Raw genomic sequence first — 19377 nt, 5'->3', positions numbered from 1 at the left:
TGTTATAACGATCCTTACTCGATGATTATGTCCCCGATTCGCCAGAACTTGCAAGCCATCACCGCGACTATTATTGCCACTGCACAAGAATCAGGCAGGAGCCCCGAATCGGTGCAGCTGCTGGCCGTGTCCAAGACCTTCGGGCCGGAGGCGGTGCTGGAGGCGGTGGCGGCCGGCCAGCGCGCCTTCGGCGAGAACTATCTGCAGGAAGCGCTGGACAAGATCGGCGCCGTGCAGCGGGCCGGCGCGCCCGCGCTGGACTGGCATTTCATCGGGCCGATCCAGAGCAACAAGACGCGGCCGATCGCCGAGCATTTCAGCTGGGTGCACACGGTCGAACGTGAAAAAATCGCCCAGCGGCTGTCGGAGCAGCGCCCGGCCGGCATGGCGCCGCTGAATATCTGTCTGCAAGTGAATATCAGCGGGGAGGCCAGCAAGAGCGGCGTCACCCCAGATGAAGTGGCGGCGCTGGCCCACAAGGTCGCCGCGCTGCCCAACCTGCGTTTGCGCGGCCTGATGGCGATCCCCGAGCCGGCCGGCGAATTCGCGCAGCAGCGCGCACCGTTCGCGCGGCTGCGCGCTTTGTATGAACAATTGCGCGCCGATGGGCTGGCGCTCGATACGCTGTCGATGGGCATGTCGGCCGACCTGCGCGCGGCGGTGTTCGAGGGCGCCACCATCGTGCGCGTCGGCAGCGCCATTTTCGGCGCGCGCAACTACAACAAGGCTTGAGTATGAAGATAGCATTTATCGGCGGCGGCAATATGGCTTCCGCCCTGATCGCGGGGCTGGCCAACAAGCTGACCGCCGGCGCCAATATCCACGTGGTGGACCCGAACGCGGACGCGCTGGCGCGGCTGCACCAGCATTACGGCGTGAGCACTTCGGGCGCGGCCGACGCGGCGGTCGGCGCGGCCGATGTGATCGTGCTGGCGGTGAAGCCGCAGGCCATGCACGAGGTGATCGGCCAGTTGCTGCCGCTGATCGACCGCGCGCGCCAGCCGCTGATCGTCTCGATCGCGGCCGGCATCCGCAGCGCCGATCTGTCGCGCTGGCTGGGCGGCTATGGCGCCATCGTGCGCTGCATGCCGAATACGCCGGCGCTGATCGGCATGGGCATCACCGGCATGGTGGCGCAGGCCGGCGTCAGCCAGGAACAGATCAAGGTCGCCGACGATATCCTGCGCGCGGTCGGCCCGACCGTGTGGCTGGACGACGAAACGAAGATCGACGCGGTGACGGCGGTATCGGGCAGCGGTCCGGCCTATGTGTTCTACTTTATCGAGGCGATGCAGCAGGCCGCCGAGGAGATGGGCCTGAGCGCGGAGCAGGGCAGGCAGCTGGCGCTGGCGACCTTCAACGGCGCGGCGCAGCTGGCGGCGCAGTCGAGCGAGCCGGTGCCGCTGCTGCGCGAGCGCGTCACTTCCAAGGGCGGCACCACCTATGCGGCGCTGACCAGCATGGAGGACAGTGGCGTCAAGGCGGCCATCGTCACCGCCATGAAGGCGGCCGCCGCCCGCGGCAAGGAGCTCGGCGACGAGCTGGGCGCCGCCAATTAACTGTTGTGGTCGCAGCCCTGTTTCATGGCGGCGATCCAGGTGCGGATCAGCGCCACGCCTTCGCGGTGCACCGAGCTGCGGCCCAGTTCGGGCATCATGATGCCCGGTTCGGCGGAGTCCAGCCGGTACAGCATGATGGAGTCGTCCGGCAGGCCCGGCGCGATGTCGTAACCGCGCCCGCCGGTGCCGGCCCCCGCCGCGACGGGCGGCTTGCACAGGCCCAGATGCAGGTCGGCCGGCGCGCCCATGTTCAGGTGCAGCGCGGTGGTGTTGGCCGCACCCTTGTCGTTGTGGCAGTGCGCGCAGTTGATGTCGAGGTAGGCGCGCGCGCGGGCGTCGATGGGCTGCGTGGTGTCGCGCCAGTCGGCGTTGCGCGGCGCGGCCGTGGCAGCGGGCGCGCCGCTCAGGTAGCCGATACGGCTCAGGTATTCCAGCTGGTTGGTACTGACGCCGTCATGGCTGTAATCGCGGTTCAGATGCCGCGCCTTGAGGCCGATCGGCTGGAACTGGCGCGATTTCAGGTCCGCCACGTGGCAGGAGGCGCACTGGTTCACGTTCGGCACCACGTAGGTGAACTGGCGGCTGCTTTTGTCTTGGTAAATCGCGTTCAGCGGAATCTGGTCGCCGGTGCGCGACAGCACGGCCTCGGTCTGCGCGGCGTTCCACACATAGGGCAGGGCGATCCAGCCGCCGGCGCGCCGCACCAGCAGGCGCGTTTCGATCAGGCGCACGCCGGACAGATCGAGCCTGGCGCCGTCCTTGCCGCTGTCATAGTTGGCCAGCACCGCGTTGCCGTCGCCGGAGCGCGGATAGTAAAAGGTCTTGCTGATGATGGTGCCGACCGGGAAGTCGAAGCTGGCGTCGTCCTGGTAGACGGCGCTCCGACCCTTGGGCATCCAGATGGTACGCAGCTTGTGGGCGTAGTCGGTGAACAGCGGCGTGTTCAGGTCATATGGCACCACGTCGCGGTTCAGATTCAGCTGGCCGCCGCCCACGCTCAGCAGGTGCCAGTCGCTGAGCTTTTCCGGATTGCCGTCGGCGATGAAGTTGACCGGCGCCTGGCTTGGCGTGCAGGCCGCGAGGCACAGCGCGCAGAACGCTCCCAACAGCGACCTCATGACTGGGCGGCGAGTTGGGCGATGGTCACCGGCGGCAGCCTGGCCAGCTGGCAGCGGAACGGCGCGCTGTCCTTGCTGGGGTTCTTGTACTTGTTGGGACCATCGGCGTTGAGCACCTCGGCGTTGTCCTGCACGCAGATGCGCTGGTCGTCCGGCAGCTTGCCGTTGACCATCAGCTTGTTGTCGACATAGCCGTCCCACAGCACGTCGGGGAAGCGGCCGCCCAGGCCGTACATCGCCACCTTCAGCGTTTTCAGATCCAGGCCGTCGGGCGCGTCGCCGCCGCCCTTGAAGCGGTTGCCGTAGACGTAGATCGCTTTCGGATACGGATCGTAATTCGCCGCCACGCCTTTCTCGGTGTAGTAGCCGGTCGAGTGGTAGCTGGAGATGATGACGTTGGCGGTCTGGTTGTCGCTGACGTCGTTGTCGAAGATCTCCACCCTGGAGTTGGAGTTGATGACGATGCCCGACCCGGCCGGCACACTGGCCACGGCCGTGCCCTTGGCGGCGAAGTTGCCGAGGTTGTTCTTGTCGACCTTGTTCTGGTACACGCGCGTGCTGTGGCCGGGCTGCGACAGGTTGGGCATGTTGAATACCAGGATGCCGCCGGTGTTGTTGGTGGCGGTGTTGTCGTAGACGTCGGCATTGACGGTGTTCTCGATCTCGATGCCGGCCACATTGCCCTCCGCGCGCGAGCGCCGCACCACCACGCCGTTGGACTGGCCGACGTAGATGCCGGCGTCCGAGGCGCCGATGGCGACGCTGTCTTCGATCAGCACGTTTTTGGTCTTCACCGGATAGATGCCGTAGGCGCCGTTGCTGACTTTCGGGCCGCCGGTCCACTGCACGCGCACCTTGCGCACGGTGATGGTGTCGCCATCGTTGATCTTCAGGCCGTCGCCCTTGGAATCCTCGATGGTGAGGTTTTCGATGGTGAAGTTGTTACCGTAGACCAGCAGACCCTCCGGTCCGCTGACCTGACCCTTGAACGAGAGGATGGTTTTGTCGAGCCCGGCGCCGCGGATGGTGACGCCATCGGCGCGCAGTTGCAGGCCGGAGGTCAGATGATAGCTGCCGGCCGGGATGTCGATCACCGTGCCCGGCTTGGCGTCCAGCAGCTGCTCTTGCAGCCTTTTCTGAAACGCCGCATCGGCGCTGGCCTTTTCCGGCGGAACGGGCGGACCGTCTTGCTTGCTGCAAGCTGCCAGCAGAACGGCCATGACACCACACGCTGCAAGCACGCGCATTGCTCTGTTCATCTTGCTGTCTCCCCGTTTTTGTATAGGTAGCGGCAAGATTTAGTATAACAGCATGTTTTGCGTGGATAGCAGCGTTTGTTTAAGCTCAGATCGGGGCGCGGCACATCGTGCCGAGGGCGGATTAGACTGAATTTTTATGATGGAGGGGCGTGATGTAAACCAATCTGCTGACGCACGCCCGGGCGCTACCGATTGACGAACAGATTGAACGACGCGCCGTTTGAAAAGACATCTGGAAAATCCAGGCGATGTCTTTGGACCGCATGTGCGAAGAAATCCTGTTCGCCTGCGGCCCTGAAATCAGTCGCGGGCGATCAGCATGCCGAGGATGATGCCGACGGCGGCGCCCAGGCCCACGGATTTCCATGGGTTATCCTGGACATAGACGTTGACCGTCTCGGCGGCCTGGCGGCCGTGGGCCAGGATGCTGTCTTCCAGCTTGCGCAGGTCGCCCTTGGCGGTGGTCAGCGCGTCCTGGAAGCGGGCGCGGGTTTCTTCGGTGACGCCGGCAACCTTCTCGGCTTCGTCGGACAGCCACTTTTCCGCATCGTTGATCGAGCTTTTCAGGCCGTCCATCAGCTTGTCGCGCGCGGCGCCGGCGGCGGCCTTGGTGTCGGAAATTGCATCGTTACTGGCTTGGGTTTGATCCATGGTGACCTCGTCTATGTTCACAGTTGAAAGAGACTAACCAGTGTAAGTATCGGTCAGGATGCCGTTTTGCGTGCGCTCAATTGAATTCAACGCAGGGCGTAGTCGAGCGCAACACCGGCAAACACCGCGCCGCCCAGCCAATTATTGTGCCGGAAGGCGTACAGGCAAGGATCGCGTTCGCGGTTGCGGATCAGGGTGTAGTGATAGCAGGCCATGCCGGCCGCCGCCACCAGGCCGGCCACGAACCACAGCCGCAAGCCCATCTGCCAGCCGCACACCAGCAGGATCGCCAGGTGCAGCAGGTAGCACAGCATGATGATGGCGACGTCGTAGCGGCCGAAGGTGATGGCCGAGGTCTTGATGCCGATCTTGAGGTCGTCGTCGCGGTCGACCATGGCGTATTCGGTGTCGTAGGCCAGGGTCCAGAACACGTTGCCGATCAGCAGCAGCCAGGCCACTGCCGGCACCTGGTTCTGCACCGCCGCGAACGCCATCGGGATGCCGAAGCCGAAGGCGATGCCGAGATACGCCTGCGGGATCGCGAAGAAGCGCTTGAAATACGGATAGGTGCCGGCCAGGATCAGGGCGGCTACCGACATCTGCTTGGTCAGCGTGTTGAGCGGCTGGATCAGCAGGAAAGCGAGCAGCGCCAGCAGCAAGGCGATCGCCACCGCCTCCTTGCCGCTGATGCGGCCGCTGGTGATGGGGCGCTGGGCGGTCCGTTTGACGAATTTGTCAATGTCCTGGTCGGCATAGTCGTTGATGGCGCAGCCGGCCGAGCGCATCAGGAAGGTGCCGAGCGTGAAGATCAGCAGCAGCCGCCAGTCCGGCACGCCGTCGGAGGCGATCCACAGGGCGATCAGGGTCGGCCACAGCAGCAGCACGGTGCCGATGGGTTTGTCCAGGCGGATCAGGCGGAAATACAGCTGCAGCTTGTTCATATGCCAACAGGGGGTGACAGGAAAGCGCTGATTATCGCAAATCCTGGCCGCGCTGGCACAGTTGCCGGCTCAGGCTTCGGCGCACAGGGTGGTAATGCCCGGCAGCTGGCACGAGGCGACCACGTCGCACACCGCATCGATGGCGGCCTTGCGGGTGAAACTCTTGCGCCAGACGATGACCACGCGGCGCGACGGCACCGGCTCGTCGAACGGACGGAACTGCAGCATGCCATCCTTGACGTCCATGTCGGGCACCGAGGCGCGCGGCAGCACGGTCAGGCCGATGCCGCTGGCCACCATGTGACGGATGGTTTCCAGCGACGAGCCCTCAAACGTGCGCTGCATGCCATTGCCCGGCGAAGAGAAGCGCGCCATCTCGGGACACACTTCCAGCACCTGGTCGCGGAAACAATGGCCGTTACCCAGCAACAGCATGTTCTCGGTCTTGAGGTCGTCGGCGGGAATGCTCTGGCGCTTGACCCAGGGGTGGTGCGACGGCATGGCCACCACGAACGGCTCGTCGTACAGCACCTGCATGGCCATGCCGTGTTCCGGCAGCGGCAGCGCCATGATGGCGGCATCGAGCTCGCCCTGGCGCAGCATTTCCAGCAGCTTGACGGTGAAGTTTTCCTGCAGGATCAGCGGCATCTGCGGGACTTTTTCGATCATGCCCTTGACCAGCGGCGGCAGCAGGTACGGGCCGATGGTGTAGATCACCCCCAGCCGCAGCGGCCCGGCCAGCGGATCCTTGTTCTGCTTGGCCAATTCCTTGATGGCGGCGGTCTGTTCCAGCACGCGTTCGGCCTGGGCGACGATTTGCGCGCCCAGCGGCGTGACGGAAATTTCGGCGCCGCCCCGTTCAAACAGGGTAACGCCCAGCTCGTCTTCCAGTTTCTTGATGGCGACCGACAACGTGGGCTGGGCGACATAACAGGCTTCGGCGGCATGTCCGAAGTGTTTCGCCCGTGCCACGGCCACTATGTATTTCAGTTCGGTCAGAGTCATGAAGGTATTTGAACACACCCGATGCTGGGATGCAATGAATGTGTCGCAACTTGGGCTATTGTAGCGGAATGGTGTCGATATAATGCAGCGTAACCCCGAAAGGCCAGCCATGTCCTCCACATTCGGTCCCGAAGAAGCCCAAGCCTATCTGCACAAGCTGCTGAAAGTGATGCATCACAGCGGCGGCTCGGATTTGTTCATTTCCGCGGATTTCCCGCCCAGCATGAAGGCGCAGGGCACGATGAAGGCGCTGAGCCAGCAGAAGCTGACCGGTAGTGTCACACGCGCACTGGCGCTGTCGATCATGAACGACAAGCAGCAGCGCGAGTTCGAGACTGAGCTGGAATGTAACTTTGCCATCGCGATGCCGGAAGTGTGCCGCTTCCGCGTCAACGTCTACGTGCAGCAGCAGAACGTGGCGATGGTGATCCGCACCATCGCCTCCGAGATTCCGACGCTGGAAAAGCTGGCACTGCCCGAGGTGCTGAAGGACATCATCATGAGCAAGCGCGGCCTGGTGCTGGTGGTGGGCGGCACCGGTTCCGGCAAATCGACCACGCTGGCGGCGATGATCGACCACCGCAACGCCAATTCGGCCGGCCACATCATCACGGTGGAAGACCCGGTCGAATACGTGCACAAGAACAAGGGCTGCCTGATCACCCACCGCGAGGTCGGTGTCGATACGCGGTCCTGGCACAACGCCCTGAAGAACACGCTGCGCCAGGCGCCGGACGTGATCCTGATCGGCGAGATCCGCGACACCGAAACCATGGAACACGCGATCGCCTTCGCCGAGACCGGCCACCTGTGCCTGGGCACGCTGCACGCGAACAACGCCAACCAGACCATGGACCGCATCATCAACTTCTTCCCCGAGGAGCGGCGCAACCAGCTGCTGATGGATTTGTCGTCGAATCTGCGTGCCATCGTCTCGCAGCGGCTGATCCGCACCGAGGACGGCAAGGGCCGCAAGGCCGCGATCGAAATCCTGCTGAACACGCCGACGATCGCCGAGATGATCTTCAAGGGCAGCTTCCAGACCATCAAGGAAATCATGCACAAGTCGCGCGAGCTGGGCATGTGCACCTTCGACCAGGCGCTGTATGAACTCTATAATAAGGGCTACATCTCGTACGAGGAGGCGCTGCGCAATGCCGACTCGGCCAACGGCCTGCGGCTGCAGATCAAACTGCACAGCGGGCGCGGCGAGCCGGGACGCGGCGCGCTGGACTCGCTGAGCATCGCAGCCGGACCGGAAGACGACGAACCCAAGACATAAGGAACCCATGCCTCAATTTGAAGACAAGATCTGCACCCGGGCCGAACTGGCGGCGCGCGTGGCGGCGCTGCCCAAGCCGGTGGTGCTGACCAACGGCGTATTCGACATCCTGCACCGCGGCCATGTCACCTACCTGGCGCAGGCCCGCGCGCTGGGCGCCGCGCTGGTGGTGGCGGCCAACACCGACGCCTCGGTTAAACGTTTAGGCAAGGGCGACGACCGGCCGCTCAACAGCTGCGCCGACCGCATGGCCGTGCTGGCCGCGCTGGAATCGGTCAGCTTGGTGGTCGACTTCGACGAAGACACTGCGCTGCAAGTAGTACAGGAAGCGCGTCCCGAGATCTACGCCAAGGGCGGCGACTACCGGATGGACGCCATTCCCGAGGGGCAGGCGGTGCTGGCGTATGGCGGCGAAGCGGTGGCGATCGACTTCGAGCACGACCGCTCGACCACCAAGCTGCTGGCCAGAGTCCGCTCGTTCAAGGCATGAGAATCCTGCTGATCCTGGTGGCGGTGCTGGTCTTTCTGCTGGCGCTGTGGGGCCCGCCGCTGATGGTGGCGCGCAAATTCTGGCTGCGCGACAACCCGTGGGCCTTCCGCCACCTGCGCTTCGTGCTGCCGGCGCAGCTGCTGGTGGCGGTGGTGCTGGCCTTCACGGCCGAAGTGTTCGGTGTCCCAAACCCGGCCGCCATCATGGCCGGCAGCACCATCGCCGTCGGCCTGCTGGGCGCCGGCCTGCTGGCGGCCGTGGCCGCCTGGACGGCCCGCTAGCGCCGGAGTCGGCAGTCGGGGTCAGAGCCGACATTCGGACACGAGCTGGGCTTTAGCGGTACACTGCGCGGCATGGGCTCTCCTGAAATCGACCTGCGCAGCTATGGCGATCCGTTCTCGGATGCGCACGACCACGCGCAGATGGTGCTGCCGCTCAGCGGCGCGCTGACGCTGGACATCGATGGCTGCGGCGATGTGCTGCATCCGCTGCGCGCGGCGTTCATCGCGCCGGGGCTGGTGCACACGCAGTTTTCGCGTCAGCCGAATGTGTCGGTGATCCTGGATTTCGACCTGACGACGGTGCCGGCCGAGACTGTCGCCAGGCTGGCCGAGCGGCCTTTCACCGCCATCAGCGCGGCCAGCGCCAAGCTGGTCGATTTCATCGGCCTGATGCGGCGGCAGGGTCTGGCCAGTCCCGAGGTGCTGGCTAACTGGACGCCGCTGTTGCTGGAAGCGCTGACGGCGCAGCCGGTCCGTCCCGCCTCGCGCCTGCAGGTGGCGCTGACGCGCATCGAGGCCCAGCCGGGCCAGCCCTGGCACACCGACAGCATGGCCAAGCTCGCCTGCATGAGCGTCAGCAGCCTGCACCGCGTGTTCCGCGACGAGCTCGACACCACGCCGCTGGCCTGGCTGAACGCCATGCGGCTGCGCTGGGTGTGCCGTCAACTGGCGGAATCGAGCGTGCCGATCGCGCAATTGGCGATCCAGGCCGGCTACGCCGACCAGAGCGCACTGACGCACGCCATGCGCCGCGCCATGGACATCACCCCGCTGGCGTACCGCAAGCAGAATCAGACAAAAATCCGCTAGTTCCGCACAATCCTGGGCGGCCGCGCGCCGCCAGAATAAGCCTTCTCGAAAGGAGGCAGGGATGGGGTATGGCGTGTTGTGCGGCCTGGCGGCCGGGGCGTTCTGGGGCATGATTTTCGTGATGCCGAAATGGCTGGCGGCGTTTTCGCCGGTCGAGCTGGCGCTGGGACGTTATCTGGCCTATGGGCTGATTACCTTGCTGTTGCTGGCGCCACGTCTGCCTGGCCTGCTGCGCCGGCTGACGCGGGCGGAATGCCGGGTGTTGCTGCGGCACGCGCTGGCGGGCAACATTGTGTATTACCTGTTGCTCTCGACCGGCGTGCAGCTGGCTGGCGTGGCGGCGGCGTCGCTGATCATCGGCTTGCTGCCCTTGAGCGTCACCCTGCTGGGACGGCGCGACCACGGATCGCTGCCCTTGCGGCAGCTGGCGTGGCCGCTGTCGCTGGTGGTGGCGGGCATCGTTTGCATCAATGTGGACGTGTTCACGCACGCCCGCGCCGCCGGCGCGCAGGCCTGGCCGATGGCCGCGCTGGGCATGCTGTGCGCGACCGGCGCGCTGCTGTGCTGGACCTGGTACGCGGTCGACAATGCGCGCTTCCTCAAGCGCAACCCGCATTTTAGTGGAGCGGAGTGGTCAGGGCTGTATGGCATCGCCACCGGCGCGGTGGCGGTCGTGCTGGGCTTGGCGGCCTGCGCTGCCGGCTGGGCGGGCGGGCCGGACTCGGACGGCGCGGTGCGCGACTGGCTGCATTTCTGGAGCGTGGTCACGGTGGTGGCGCTGGGCGCCTCGGTGATCGGCAACCAGCTGTGGAATGTCACCAGCCGCCGCGTGCCGGTGACGTTGTCCGGTCAGCTGTTGCTGTTCGAAACCCTGTTCGGCTTGTTATACGGTTACCTGTACCAGCAGCGCACGCCGCGCCTTCTGGAAACAGCGGCAATCGTGTTGCTGATTGCCGGTGTGGCCGGCTCCGTCTGGCGGCATGCCGCAGGCTCAGCGGGCGAACATCGGCAGGGCCAGGCCCAGGACGAACGCATCGGCTCAGGCGCCGCCAGCGTAGCCATTCTGGCGCCACGCCTCGAACACCACCACGGCGACGGTGTTGGACAGGTTCAGGCTGCGGTTGTCCGGGCGCATCGGCAGGCGGATGCGCTGGGACGGCGGGAAGCTCTCGCGCAAGGGCACCGGCAAGCCGCTGGTCTCGGAACCGAACACGAACACGTCGCCCGGCTGGAAGCTGCATTGCGCGAACGGTGACGAGCCGTGGGTGGTCATGGCAAACATGCGCGCCGGGTCCGGCTGCAGAGCGGCCAGGAAGGCGTCCCAGTCCTTGTGCACCTTCATCTGGGCGTACTCGTGGTAGTCGAGCCCGGCACGCTTCATCCTGGCGTCTTCCAGCGGGAAGCCGAGCGGCTCGATCAGATGCAGCTGCGCGCCGGTGTTGGCGCACAAGCGGATGACGTTGCCGGTGTTCGGCGGGATTTCCGGGTGGACCAGGACTACGTGGAACATTTGCTCTCCTTTAAATCAGTGTGGCGGCGTGCGGGCAAACACCAGGTTGCTCACGCGCGCCGCGCCATGGCGTTTCAATACGGACGCCAGTTCATTCAGGGTGCCGCCGCTGGTCATCACGTCGTCGACGATGCCGATGTGGCGGCCTGCCACCAGCGCCGCGTCGCGGATGGCGAAGGCGCCGGCGATGTTATGCCGGCGTTGCTCGGGCGCGACGCTGCTCTGGGCGGCGGTGTCGTGTACGCGGCTGATCAGCCTGGCTTCCAGCCGCACGCCCATGCTGCGCGCCAGCGGCCGGGCGATCTCCAGCGCCTGGTTGTAGCCGCGCTCGGCCAGGCGTTGCGGACCCAGCGGCACCGGGCAGAGTACGGCCGGCAGGGTGAAGTCCGGCTGCAGCAGCACGGCATCGCGCAACAAACGGGCCATCAGCGGCGCCAGCGCCAGCCGATGGGCGAATTTTAACTGCAACACCAACTGATCGACCGGCATGGCGTAATCGGTCGCCACCAGCGTGCGGTCGTAGGCCGGCGGATCGGCCAGACAAACGCCGCACAGCGGGCCGCTGCTGCCGGACCCGTGTCCAAATGCCGGACCTGACCCCGAACCAGCGTCGAGCTCGTGACGCAATGAAAGACCTGACCCCGGAGTAGCGCCGGGCTCGTGTCCGAAAGTCGGCTCTGACCCCGATGTGGGGTTGGCGCAGCGGGGGCAGCGCGGGCGCAGGGCGGCGGCGCCGAAGAACTGGGCGGCGCAGCCGGGGCAGAGCGCTTCGTCGCTGTCGCCGCCGCACAGGGCGCAGGCGCCAGGCAGCAGGTGGCGCAGCAGGCGCGCACCGCCGCGTTGCAGCAGCGCGCGCAGGGTTGCCGGTGGCTTTATCTTGCCATTCATGCCATGCTTTCGCCCGTTAAAATCGGCCGGCTTGCATCGCGATGGCGTTCTACCATGTACACTGCCGACATTATCGCATTACAACGACTGTTTACCATGGAAGTCCCCGCTCATCCCCCCAAACTCAGCGCGCCCATCGATCTGGAGCGCGTCCGTCAGCTGTTTTCGCGCCCGGATCGGGTGCAGGCCGCCGATTTTCTGCGCCGCGAGGTATCTTCGCGCATGTTCGACCGGCTGGAATTGATTAAAATAACGCCTTCGCGCGTTTTGGACGCCGGCTGCGGCACAGGCGCCGATTTGCCGCTGTTACAAAAATTGTATCCCGCAGCCCAGATTCTGGGCCTCGACGGGGCCGAAGCCATGCTGCGCGCCGCCCAGGGACCGTCTGCCAGGCAATCTTCGCTGAATCAGTTGTTGAGCAAGTTGTTGCCTGCCAAGAGCGGCGTCGATCTGCTGTGCGCGGATTTTGCCGAGTTGCCGCTGGGACCGAATACGCTGGATCTGGTCTGGTCGAACCTGGCCCTGCACTGGCATCCTCAGCCGGACCGCGTGTTTGCCGAGTGGCGCCGGGTGTTGCGCGTCAATAGTTTGCTGATGTTTTCCTGCTTCGGCCCCGATACCCTGCGCGAGCTGCGCGCGGCGTTCGCCGAGGCCGATCTGGCGCAGCATGTGCTGCCATTTGTCGATATGCATGATTTCGGCGATCAACTGGTCGAGGCCGGCTTTTCGACGCCGGTGCTGGATATGGAAACCATCACCGTGACCTACGAGACGCCGAAAGCGTTGTTGGCCGACGTACGCGCGCTGGGCGGAAATCCGCTCGCCACGCTGCGTCGCAGCATGATGGGCAAGGCGGCCTGGCAGCGCATGCTGGACGCGCTCGAACGCGGCCGTCGCAGTGACGGCAAACTGGGGCTGAGCTTCGAAGTTATCTACGGGCATGCGTTCCGGCCGGCGCCGAAAGTCACTTCAAAGGGCGAAGCGATCATCCGTTTCGATCCGCCGCGCAAGCCGCAGTCGTAGTGGATTTCATGTTGCCATGCGGCGTAGAGCCCGTGGCAACAACACAGTTGCGAAATAGTTTATTTCTTGATGTGCTACGTTTTTGTTCTATATAATCAATCACTAACTTTGCCAGCATGTCACGTCGCCAGCCACAAAACAGCGACCTCCGGCAAACTCAGGTTACATCGAGCACGAACGAGCAGTTGAATTAAGCAGAATCAAGCGTCGGTATTGTTCCGCGGAAGGTTGCGGCGGCCGGGGTGGGGTGTGTTTAAGGAGCGTCGCCGGTTCAGTTCACCGATAGCCGGTTAAGACGTTAAAAAATATTTTAATTTCTTGGGGCAGTTGGGGAAAACATGACATATGCGAAGCGACTTCAAGCGTTGATGCTCGGGCTGGCCTTGCTGGCGGCCGGTCTTCCAGCGTGGGCAGCTGACACCGCAACAGGCACGACCGCAGTGGGCACATATGCAGCCGCGACGGGCGGCACCGGCGGACCTCAGGCCGGCGAACTCACGCTGCAACCTCCCGCCACCCAGATCGCTTCCGAAGTGTACAGCCTGCACAACTGGATGATGGGCGTCTGCCTGGTCATCTTCATCGCCGTGTTCGGCGTGATGTTTTATTCCATCTTCAAGCATCGCCGCTCGCTGGGCCACAAGCCGGCCACCTTCCATGAATCCACCGCCGTCGAGGTGGCCTGGACCATCGTGCCGTTCCTGATCGTGATCGGCATGGCGCTGCCCGCCACCCGCACGGTGGTCGGCATGAAGGATACCTCGAATGCCGACATCACCATCAAGGTCACCGGCATGCAGTGGAAGTGGGGCTACGATTACCTGAAGGGCGAGGGCGAGGGCATTTCCTTCCTGTCCAACCTGTCCACCCCGCGCGCGCAGGTGGGCGCACCGGGCTTCGAGCCGACCGAGAAGCGCGGCGACAATTATCTGATGGAAGTCGATAACGAGGTGGTGGTGCCGGTGCACCGCAAGATCCGCCTGATCACCACCGCCAATGACGTGATCCACTCGTGGTCGATTCCGGCCTTCGCCGTCAAGCAGGATGCGATTCCCGGTTTCGTGCGCGACACCTGGTTCAAGGCCGAGCACACCGGCGTGTTCCGCGGCTATTGCTCCGAGCTGTGCGGCAAGGAGCATGCCTTCATGCCGATCGTGGTGCGCGTGGTCACCGATGCCGAGTACAAGACCTGGGTCGACGGCAAGAAGAAGGAAATGGCCGCGCTGGCCGATGATCCGAACAAGACCTGGACCATCGACGAGCTGAAAACCAAGGGCGAAAAAGTCTACAACACCAACTGCGTGGTGTGCCACCAGCCGACCGGCAAGGGCGTGCCGAACGCCTTCGCCGCGCTGGACGGTTCGCCGGTGGTGAATGGTCCCAAGGCGGAACAGATCCACGTTCTGCTGAACGGCAAGAAGAGCGGGAAGTATCCCGCCGAGATGCCAGCATGGAAGCAATTGTCGGATACGGATATCGCGGCCGTCATCACCTTTACCCGCAATAGCTGGTCGAACAAGGCTGCCGAAAACATCGTTCAACCAGCTGAAGTCGTGGCTGCACGTAAGTAATCAGGAGCGTTACAAATGAGCACAACTACTTTGGATCACGGCCACGACCACGGACATGATCATGCCCACGATCATCCGCACGGCTTCGCGCGCTGGCTGTTTGCCACCAACCACAAGGACATCGGCACCCTGTACCTGTGGTTCTCGTTCATCATGCTGCTGTCCGGCGGCGTGCTGGCGCTGATGATACGCACCGAGCTGTTCAAGCCCGGCCTGCAGTTCTTCCAGCCTGAATTCTTCAACCAGCTGACCACCATGCACGGCCTGGTGATGGTGTTCGGCGCCATCATGCCGGCCTTCGTCGGCTTCGCCAACTGGATGATTCCGCTGCAGATCGGCGCCTCCGACATGGCGTTCGCGCGCATGAACAACTTCTCGTTCTGGCTGCTGCCGCCGGCGGCGATCCTGCTGGCCACCTCGTTCCTGGTGCCGGGCGGCGCCACGGCGGCCGGCTGGACCCTGTACGCGCCGCTGTCGACCCAGATGGGACCGGGCATGGACATGGCCATCTTCGCCATGCACCTGATGGGCGCCTCGTCGATCATGGGCTCGATCAACATCATCGTCACCATCCTCAACATGCGCGCCCCCGGCATGACCTTGATGAAGATGCCGATGTTCTGCTGGACCTGGCTGATCACCGCCTACCTGCTGATCGCCGTGATGCCGGTGCTGGCCGGCGCCATCACCATGACGCTGACCGACCGCCACTTCGGCACCAGCTTCTTCAACGCGGCCGCCGGCGGCGACCCGGTGATGTACCAGCACATCTTCTGGTTCTTCGGCCACCCCGAGGTGTACATCATGATTCTGCCGGCGTTCGGCATCGTCTCGCAGATCCTGCCGGCGTTCGCGCGCAAGCAGCTGTTCGGCTACGCCTCGATGGTGTACGCCACCGCCTCGATCGCGATCCTGTCGTTCATCGTCTGGGCGCACCATATGTTCACCACCGGCATGCCGGTGACCTCGCAGCTGTTCTTCATGTACGCCACCATGCTGATCGCGGTGCCGACCGGCGTGAAGGTGTTCAACTGGATCGCCACCATGTGGCGCGGTTCGATGACGTTCGAGACGCCGATGCTGTTCGCGGTCGGCTTCATCTTCGTGTTCACCATCGGCGGCTTCACTGGCCTGATCCTGGCGGTGACGCCGATCGACATCCAGCTGCAGGATACCTACTACGTGGTGGCGCACTTCCACTACGTGCTGGTAGCCGGCTCGCTGTTCGCGCTGTTCGCCGGTTTCTACTACTGGTCGCCGAAATGGACCGGCCACATGTACAACGAGACCATGGGCAAGATCCACTTCTGGGCTTCGCTGATCACCTTCAACGTGACCTTCTTCCCGATGCACTTCCTGGGCCTGGCCGGCATGCCGCGCCGCTACGCCGACTACTCGGCGCAGTTCACCGACTTCAACATGGTGGCCTCGATCGGCGCCTTCGGTTTCGGCCTGTCGCAGGTGTTCTTCCTGTTCTTTGTGATCCTGCCGACCATCCGCGGCGGCAAGCAGGCGGAAGCCAAGCCATGGGATGGCGCCGAGGGCCTGGAGTGGACCGTGCCGTCGCCGGCGCCGTTCCACACGTTTGAAACCCCGCCGCAGTTCAAGTGATCATGAACGGGCACAAGAAGCCGAACAACCTGCGTACCGCCTTGCTGTTGCTGGCGCTGGTGGTGTTCTTTTTCGCCTCGGTGTTCGTCAAGCGCATCTGGCTGAGCTGACATGGGTGAAAACCGCCAACTGCTGGGCAAGCTGATCGTCATCGCGGTGGCGATGTTCGGCTTCGCCTATGCGCTGAATCCGTTCTACCGCCAGATCTGCGAGGCGCTGGGCCTGAACATCCTGACGCAGAAGGATGGCACGGTGGCGGTGGACGGCAACACCCAGGTCGACAAGAGCCGCGACGTGACCATCGAGTTCGACGGCAATGCGCAGGGACCGTGGCGCTTCCGCCCCACGGTCAGCAGCCTGAGCGTGCATCCGGGCGAGCTGACCACGGTGACCTACGAGGTGGTCAACACCCAGCCGCGCGAGATGAACGCGCAGGCGATTCCGAGTTACGCGCCGCAAAACGCGATGCAGTATTTTAAGAAGGTGGAGTGCTTCTGCTTCAACCAGCAAACCTTGAAGCCGAACGAAGCGCGGCAGATGCCGGTGGTGTTCTACATCGATCCGAAACTGCCCAGGGATGTGAAAACGATCACGCTGTCGTACACCTTCTTCGAGGTGGGCGGCGGCCTGGTCAAAACGGCGGCCCAATAACATGGACCGGAAAAAGCCAGGCTTTCTGTATTCGCTGAAGGCCGTGCTGTGGTCATTCGTCGGCCTGCGCCGCAGGAGCGATTTCGATCAGGACCAGCGCGGGCTGAACCCGGTCCACATCATCATCGCGGCCTTGCTGGCGGTGGCGGTGTTCATCGGGCTGCTGATCACGGTCGTCAAATTCGTCGTAGCTAAATAAGTAGACAGGGAGATGAAGATGAGTTCACAAAATGCCGCAGCACCGTATTATTTCGTGCCGGGGCCTTCGCGCTGGCCGCTGATGGCCGGCTTGTCCATGCTGGTGACCATGATCGGGGCGTCGGCCTGGGTCAACGACGTGTCGTGGGGGCCGGCGGCCAACATCATCGGCATCCTCGGCACCATCACCGTGCTGTATTTCTGGTTCGGCGATGCGATCAAGGAGTCGGAGGGCGGCTTGTACAGCCAGCGCATCGACCATTCCTACCGCTGGTCGATGAGCTGGTTCATCTTTTCCGAGGTGATGTTCTTCGGCGCGTTCTTCGGCGCGCTGTTCTATGCGCGTTCGATCTCGATGCCGTGGCTGGGCGACCTCGATCACAAATTCATCTGGCCGGACTTCGTGCCGGCATGGGGCGGCGCCACGCCGGCCGGCACGGTGCAGGAATTCCACACCATGGGGCCGTTCCCCATCCCGACCATCAACACCGCGCTGCTGCTGACCTCGGGTGTGACGCTGACCATCGCCCACCACGCGCTGCGCGCCGGCCACCGCGCGCAAACGGCCATCTTCCTGTTCCTGACGATTCTGCTGGGCGCCATCTTCATGGGCTTCCAGGCGTATGAATACCACCACGCCTACACCGAGCTGAATCTGAAGCTGACCTCGGGCATCTACGGCTCGACCTTCTTCATGCTGACCGGTTTCCACGGCTTCCACGTGACCATGGGCGCGATCATGCTGTCGGTGGTGCTGTACCGCGTGCTCAAGGGCCATTTCACGCCCGACCATCACTTTGCGTTCGAGGGCGCGGCCTGGTACTGGCACTTTGTGGACGTGGTCTGGCTCGGCCTGTACGTCGTGGTGTACTGGCTGTAAGCGCGTATCATCTGCTCGAAAGCCGCATGCGGGCGCTCCCGCTGCGGCTTTTTCTTTGTAGGGATCTTGTTTTGATTCAGACTCGGATGCCGGTAGGGTGGATATAGCCCATGCGGTAGGCCAGCAGGATCAGCAGGAAAAGGGTGATGGACAAGGCCACCCGCACGGCCAGCGCACGCACCGTGTTGTTGCTGCGGCCCTTGTCGCGCATCAGGAAGAACAGCGCCATGCCCAGGCTGCCGAGGATCAGGATGAACGCGATGGCGACGACAAATTTCATGTCAGATGGGAGTGGCGGTTTGATCGAGGTTCCATTGTAATGGTGTTCCGCTTTAAATTGATTCCTTTCGTGGCCACCGTGCTGGTGGTTACGCTCGGCATACAGCTGGGCAACTGGCAGACCCGCCGCGCCGTGGAAAAGCTGACCCTGCAGGCCAAGCTGGCGCAGAGCAGCGCCGCCACGCCGCTGGTGTTGGACGGCAAGCCGCTGGCGGCCGATGCCGCCGCCTTCCGCCGCGTGACGGTCACGGGCGAGTTCGTGCGCGGCTGGCCCATCTATCTGGACAATCGCCCGTATCAGGGCCGCGCCGGGTTTTATTTACTGATGCCGTTTAAAATATCGGGATCGGCCATGCACGTGCTGGTGGCGCGCGGCTGGCTGCCGCGCGATCCGGCGGTGCGCGACAAGCTGCCATCGTACGCGACGCCGCAAGGGCTGGTGACACTGCAGGGCACGGCCCGCCTCAGCGCCGGCCACGTGATGGAGCTGGGCAGCGCGCCGCCGCTGGCGCCGGGCGCCATCGTGCAGAACGCCGACCCGCTGCAGCTGGCCAAGGACAGCGGCCTGGCCATGCAGCCGTTCGTGATCGAGCAGGGCGCGCCGGCCCAGCCTGCCGGCGACGAGGTGCGGATGGTGCGCGACTGGCCGGCGCCGGCGCTGGGCGTGGAAAAACATCAGGGCTATGCCTTCCAGTGGTATGCACTGTCGGCGATGGCGGTTATCTTTTTTGTAGCAAACGGATTCAGACGTGGAAAAGCCAAATAATCAAACTGCCCGTGGCCGCTGGAAGCTGATCGCGGTGCTGGCGGTATGCGCCGCGCCGCTGATCGCCTCGTATTTCACCTACTATGTGATCAAGCCCAAGGGCGGACAGACCAATTACGGCGCGCTGATCGATCCGCGCCAGTATCCGATCCCGGCCATGCACAGCACCACCTTGGACGGCCAGCCCGCAAAGCTGGAGGATTTCAAGGGCAAATGGATTATGCTGAAGGTGGGGCCATCGGATTGCCAACAGGAGTGCCAGGATCAGCTGTTCGCCATGCGCCAGCTGCGCACCATGCAGGGCAAGGAGATGGAGCGCATCGAACGCGTGTGGCTGATCACCGACGCGCAGCCGCTGGACACCATGCTGCTGCGCGTGAATGACGGCACGCGCATGTTGCGCGCGCCGGCGCCGGTGCTGGAGAAGTGGCTGCCACTGGAGCCCGGCGTGGCCGATCGCGCGTCCGATCACGTGTACCTGATCGATCCGCTGGGCAACCTGATGATGCGCTTCCCGAAAGGTGCGGTGTCCAGCGACATCGAGAAGGTCAAGCGGGTCCACAAGGATATCGCCAAATTGTTGAAGGCTTCGGCCATAGGTTGA

General features: G+C 63.8%; 23 protein-coding genes and 1 pseudogene. 16 read left to right on the top strand and 8 right to left on the bottom strand.

Annotation, left to right across the window (positions count from 1 at the left end):
• Positions 1-27: 27 nt before the first annotated feature.
• Together E4L98_RS09735 and proC are read left to right on the top strand one after the other, a co-directional pair.
• Positions 28-732, top strand: a complete 705-nt coding sequence (locus E4L98_RS09735) for a YggS family pyridoxal phosphate-dependent enzyme (RefSeq protein WP_135201354.1) — start codon at positions 28-30, stop codon at positions 730-732.
• Positions 733-734: 2 nt separating this feature from the next.
• Complete coding sequence (gene proC / locus E4L98_RS09730; protein ID WP_135201353.1) at positions 735-1559, top strand: pyrroline-5-carboxylate reductase; 825 nt, start codon at positions 735-737, stop codon at positions 1557-1559.
• On the opposite strand, the gene E4L98_RS09725 is transcribed toward proC, so the two are convergent.
• The 5 genes from E4L98_RS09725 to E4L98_RS09705 all read right to left on the bottom strand — a co-directional run bounded on the left by E4L98_RS09725 (position 1556) and on the right by E4L98_RS09705 (position 6533).
• Positions 1556-2677, bottom strand: coding sequence for an SO2930 family diheme c-type cytochrome (locus E4L98_RS09725; RefSeq protein ID WP_135201352.1), 1122 nt, complete (start codon positions 2675-2677; stop codon positions 1556-1558). The two genes, proC and E4L98_RS09725, sit on opposite strands and share 4 nt — an antisense overlap.
• Positions 2674-3897 carry a parallel beta-helix domain-containing protein gene (locus E4L98_RS09720; RefSeq protein ID WP_229257333.1) on the bottom strand — a complete coding sequence of 408 codons (1224 nt, stop codon included), beginning with the start codon at positions 3895-3897 and terminating at the stop codon, positions 2674-2676. The genes E4L98_RS09725 and E4L98_RS09720 overlap by 4 nt, the downstream gene beginning before the upstream one ends.
• A gap of 339 nt (positions 3898-4236) precedes the next feature.
• Entirely contained in the window at positions 4237-4587 is a 351-nt protein-coding gene (locus E4L98_RS09715) for an ElaB/YgaM/YqjD family protein (RefSeq protein ID WP_135201350.1), read from the bottom strand.
• Between the two features lie 86 nt (positions 4588-4673).
• Entirely contained in the window at positions 4674-5528 is an 855-nt protein-coding gene (gene ubiA / locus E4L98_RS09710; RefSeq protein ID WP_135201349.1) for a 4-hydroxybenzoate octaprenyltransferase, read from the bottom strand.
• Positions 5529-5597: 69 nt separating this feature from the next.
• Complete coding sequence (locus E4L98_RS09705; RefSeq protein WP_135201348.1) at positions 5598-6533, bottom strand: hydrogen peroxide-inducible genes activator; 936 nt, start codon at positions 6531-6533, stop codon at positions 5598-5600.
• 109 nt (positions 6534-6642) lie between these two features.
• Between E4L98_RS09705 and E4L98_RS09700 the strand changes: the two genes are divergently transcribed.
• The 5 genes and pseudogenes from E4L98_RS09700 to E4L98_RS09680 form a co-directional block, all read left to right on the top strand.
• Positions 6643-7815 carry a PilT/PilU family type 4a pilus ATPase gene (locus E4L98_RS09700; RefSeq protein ID WP_135201347.1) on the top strand — a complete coding sequence of 391 codons (1173 nt, stop codon included), beginning with the start codon at positions 6643-6645 and terminating at the stop codon, positions 7813-7815.
• A gap of 7 nt (positions 7816-7822) precedes the next feature.
• Complete coding sequence (gene rfaE2 / locus E4L98_RS09695; protein ID WP_135201346.1) at positions 7823-8305, top strand: D-glycero-beta-D-manno-heptose 1-phosphate adenylyltransferase; 483 nt, start codon at positions 7823-7825, stop codon at positions 8303-8305.
• Positions 8302-8586 (top strand): hypothetical protein, encoded by a 285-nt coding sequence (locus E4L98_RS09690; protein WP_135201345.1) that lies wholly within the window; start codon positions 8302-8304, stop codon positions 8584-8586. Before rfaE2 ends, E4L98_RS09690 begins: the two co-directional genes overlap by 4 nt.
• A 72-nt stretch (positions 8587-8658) precedes the next feature.
• The gene (locus E4L98_RS09685; RefSeq protein ID WP_135201344.1) at positions 8659-9396 is read left to right on the top strand and encodes an AraC family transcriptional regulator; all 738 of its coding nucleotides are present in this window, start codon (positions 8659-8661) and stop codon (positions 9394-9396) included.
• 61 nt (positions 9397-9457) lie between these two features.
• Positions 9458-10381: pseudogene (locus E4L98_RS09680) on the top strand (DMT family transporter); the annotation flags it as partial.
• Positions 10382-10435: 54 nt separating this feature from the next.
• Here the strand turns inward: E4L98_RS09680 and trmL are convergent.
• Together trmL and E4L98_RS09670 are read right to left on the bottom strand one after the other, a co-directional pair.
• Complete coding sequence (gene trmL, locus E4L98_RS09675; RefSeq protein WP_135201343.1) at positions 10436-10906, bottom strand: tRNA (uridine(34)/cytosine(34)/5-carboxymethylaminomethyluridine(34)-2'-O)-methyltransferase TrmL; 471 nt, start codon at positions 10904-10906, stop codon at positions 10436-10438.
• 15 nt (positions 10907-10921) lie between these two features.
• A complete protein-coding gene (locus E4L98_RS09670) occupies positions 10922-11794 on the bottom strand; it encodes a ComFC family protein (protein WP_135201342.1) in 873 nt (290 codons plus the stop codon).
• A 96-nt stretch (positions 11795-11890) separates the two neighbouring features.
• On the opposite strand from E4L98_RS09670, the gene E4L98_RS09665 reads away from it, so the two are divergent.
• The 7 genes from E4L98_RS09665 to E4L98_RS09640 all read left to right on the top strand — a co-directional run bounded on the left by E4L98_RS09665 (position 11891) and on the right by E4L98_RS09640 (position 17728).
• Positions 11891-12817, top strand: coding sequence for a methyltransferase domain-containing protein (locus E4L98_RS09665; RefSeq protein ID WP_135201382.1), 927 nt, complete (start codon positions 11891-11893; stop codon positions 12815-12817).
• Between the two features lie 338 nt (positions 12818-13155).
• A complete protein-coding gene (gene coxB / locus E4L98_RS09660; RefSeq protein WP_135201341.1) occupies positions 13156-14388 on the top strand; it encodes a cytochrome c oxidase subunit II in 1233 nt (410 codons plus the stop codon).
• A 15-nt stretch (positions 14389-14403) separates the two neighbouring features.
• On the top strand, positions 14404-15999 hold the full coding sequence (gene ctaD, locus E4L98_RS09655) for a cytochrome c oxidase subunit I (protein ID WP_135201340.1): 1596 nt from the start codon (positions 14404-14406) through the stop codon (positions 15997-15999).
• Between the two features lie 2 nt (positions 16000-16001).
• Positions 16002-16109: a cytochrome oxidase small assembly protein gene (locus E4L98_RS30605; RefSeq protein ID WP_229257332.1), complete on the top strand. Its 108-nt coding sequence runs from the start codon at positions 16002-16004 to the stop codon at positions 16107-16109.
• Between the two features lies 1 nt (position 16110).
• Positions 16111-16650: a cytochrome c oxidase assembly protein gene (locus E4L98_RS09650; RefSeq protein ID WP_135201339.1), complete on the top strand. Its 540-nt coding sequence runs from the start codon at positions 16111-16113 to the stop codon at positions 16648-16650.
• 1 nt (position 16651) lies between these two features.
• Positions 16652-16849 (top strand): DUF2970 domain-containing protein, encoded by a 198-nt coding sequence (locus tag E4L98_RS09645; RefSeq protein ID WP_135201338.1) that lies wholly within the window; start codon positions 16652-16654, stop codon positions 16847-16849.
• A gap of 18 nt (positions 16850-16867) precedes the next feature.
• Positions 16868-17728, top strand: a complete 861-nt coding sequence (locus E4L98_RS09640) for a cytochrome c oxidase subunit 3 (protein ID WP_135201337.1) — start codon at positions 16868-16870, stop codon at positions 17726-17728.
• 76 nt (positions 17729-17804) lie between these two features.
• Here the strand turns inward: E4L98_RS09640 and E4L98_RS09635 are convergent, their stop codons facing one another.
• Positions 17805-18008, bottom strand: a complete 204-nt coding sequence (locus tag E4L98_RS09635) for a twin transmembrane helix small protein (protein WP_135201381.1) — start codon at positions 18006-18008, stop codon at positions 17805-17807.
• Positions 18009-18041: 33 nt separating this feature from the next.
• On the opposite strand from E4L98_RS09635, the gene E4L98_RS09630 reads away from it, so the two are divergent.
• Complete coding sequence (locus tag E4L98_RS09630) at positions 18042-18773, top strand: SURF1 family protein (RefSeq protein ID WP_135201380.1); 732 nt, start codon at positions 18042-18044, stop codon at positions 18771-18773.
• A complete protein-coding gene (locus E4L98_RS09625) occupies positions 18757-19377 on the top strand; it encodes an SCO family protein (RefSeq protein ID WP_135201336.1) in 621 nt (206 codons plus the stop codon). Before E4L98_RS09630 ends, E4L98_RS09625 begins: the two co-directional genes overlap by 17 nt.

This window comes from Duganella callida (assembly GCF_004614165.1).
Classification (GTDB): domain Bacteria; phylum Pseudomonadota; class Gammaproteobacteria; order Burkholderiales; family Burkholderiaceae_D; genus Rugamonas; species Rugamonas callida.
This window is presented reverse-complemented; position numbering and strand designations above follow the sequence as displayed.

Bases quoted from the DNA above. Each gene is read 5' to 3' on its own strand.
- E4L98_RS09735 (WP_135201354.1), top strand. From the start codon at position 28: ATGTCCCCGATTCGCCAGAACTTGCAAGCCATCACCGCGACTATTATT.
- proC (WP_135201353.1), top strand. From the start codon at position 735: ATGAAGATAGCATTTATCGGCGGCGGCAATATGGCTTCCGCCCTGATC.
- E4L98_RS09725 (WP_135201352.1), bottom strand. From the start codon at position 2,677: ATGAGGTCGCTGTTGGGAGCGTTCTGCGCGCTGTGCCTCGCGGCCTGC.
- E4L98_RS09720 (WP_229257333.1), bottom strand. From the start codon at position 3,897: ATGGCCGTTCTGCTGGCAGCTTGCAGCAAGCAAGACGGTCCGCCCGTT.
- E4L98_RS09715 (WP_135201350.1), bottom strand. From the start codon at position 4,587: ATGGATCAAACCCAAGCCAGTAACGATGCAATTTCCGACACCAAGGCC.
- ubiA (WP_135201349.1), bottom strand. From the start codon at position 5,528: ATGAACAAGCTGCAGCTGTATTTCCGCCTGATCCGCCTGGACAAACCC.
- E4L98_RS09705 (WP_135201348.1), bottom strand. From the start codon at position 6,533: ATGACTCTGACCGAACTGAAATACATAGTGGCCGTGGCACGGGCGAAA.
- E4L98_RS09700 (WP_135201347.1), top strand. From the start codon at position 6,643: ATGTCCTCCACATTCGGTCCCGAAGAAGCCCAAGCCTATCTGCACAAG.
- rfaE2 (WP_135201346.1), top strand. From the start codon at position 7,823: ATGCCTCAATTTGAAGACAAGATCTGCACCCGGGCCGAACTGGCGGCG.
- E4L98_RS09690 (WP_135201345.1), top strand. From the start codon at position 8,302: ATGAGAATCCTGCTGATCCTGGTGGCGGTGCTGGTCTTTCTGCTGGCG.
- E4L98_RS09685 (WP_135201344.1), top strand. From the start codon at position 8,659: ATGGGCTCTCCTGAAATCGACCTGCGCAGCTATGGCGATCCGTTCTCG.
- trmL (WP_135201343.1), bottom strand. From the start codon at position 10,906: ATGTTCCACGTAGTCCTGGTCCACCCGGAAATCCCGCCGAACACCGGC.
- E4L98_RS09670 (WP_135201342.1), bottom strand. From the start codon at position 11,794: ATGAATGGCAAGATAAAGCCACCGGCAACCCTGCGCGCGCTGCTGCAA.
- E4L98_RS09665 (WP_135201382.1), top strand. From the start codon at position 11,891: ATGGAAGTCCCCGCTCATCCCCCCAAACTCAGCGCGCCCATCGATCTG.
- coxB (WP_135201341.1), top strand. From the start codon at position 13,156: ATGACATATGCGAAGCGACTTCAAGCGTTGATGCTCGGGCTGGCCTTG.
- ctaD (WP_135201340.1), top strand. From the start codon at position 14,404: ATGAGCACAACTACTTTGGATCACGGCCACGACCACGGACATGATCAT.
- E4L98_RS30605 (WP_229257332.1), top strand. From the start codon at position 16,002: ATGAACGGGCACAAGAAGCCGAACAACCTGCGTACCGCCTTGCTGTTG.
- E4L98_RS09650 (WP_135201339.1), top strand. From the start codon at position 16,111: ATGGGTGAAAACCGCCAACTGCTGGGCAAGCTGATCGTCATCGCGGTG.
- E4L98_RS09645 (WP_135201338.1), top strand. From the start codon at position 16,652: ATGGACCGGAAAAAGCCAGGCTTTCTGTATTCGCTGAAGGCCGTGCTG.
- E4L98_RS09640 (WP_135201337.1), top strand. From the start codon at position 16,868: ATGAGTTCACAAAATGCCGCAGCACCGTATTATTTCGTGCCGGGGCCT.
- E4L98_RS09635 (WP_135201381.1), bottom strand. From the start codon at position 18,008: ATGAAATTTGTCGTCGCCATCGCGTTCATCCTGATCCTCGGCAGCCTG.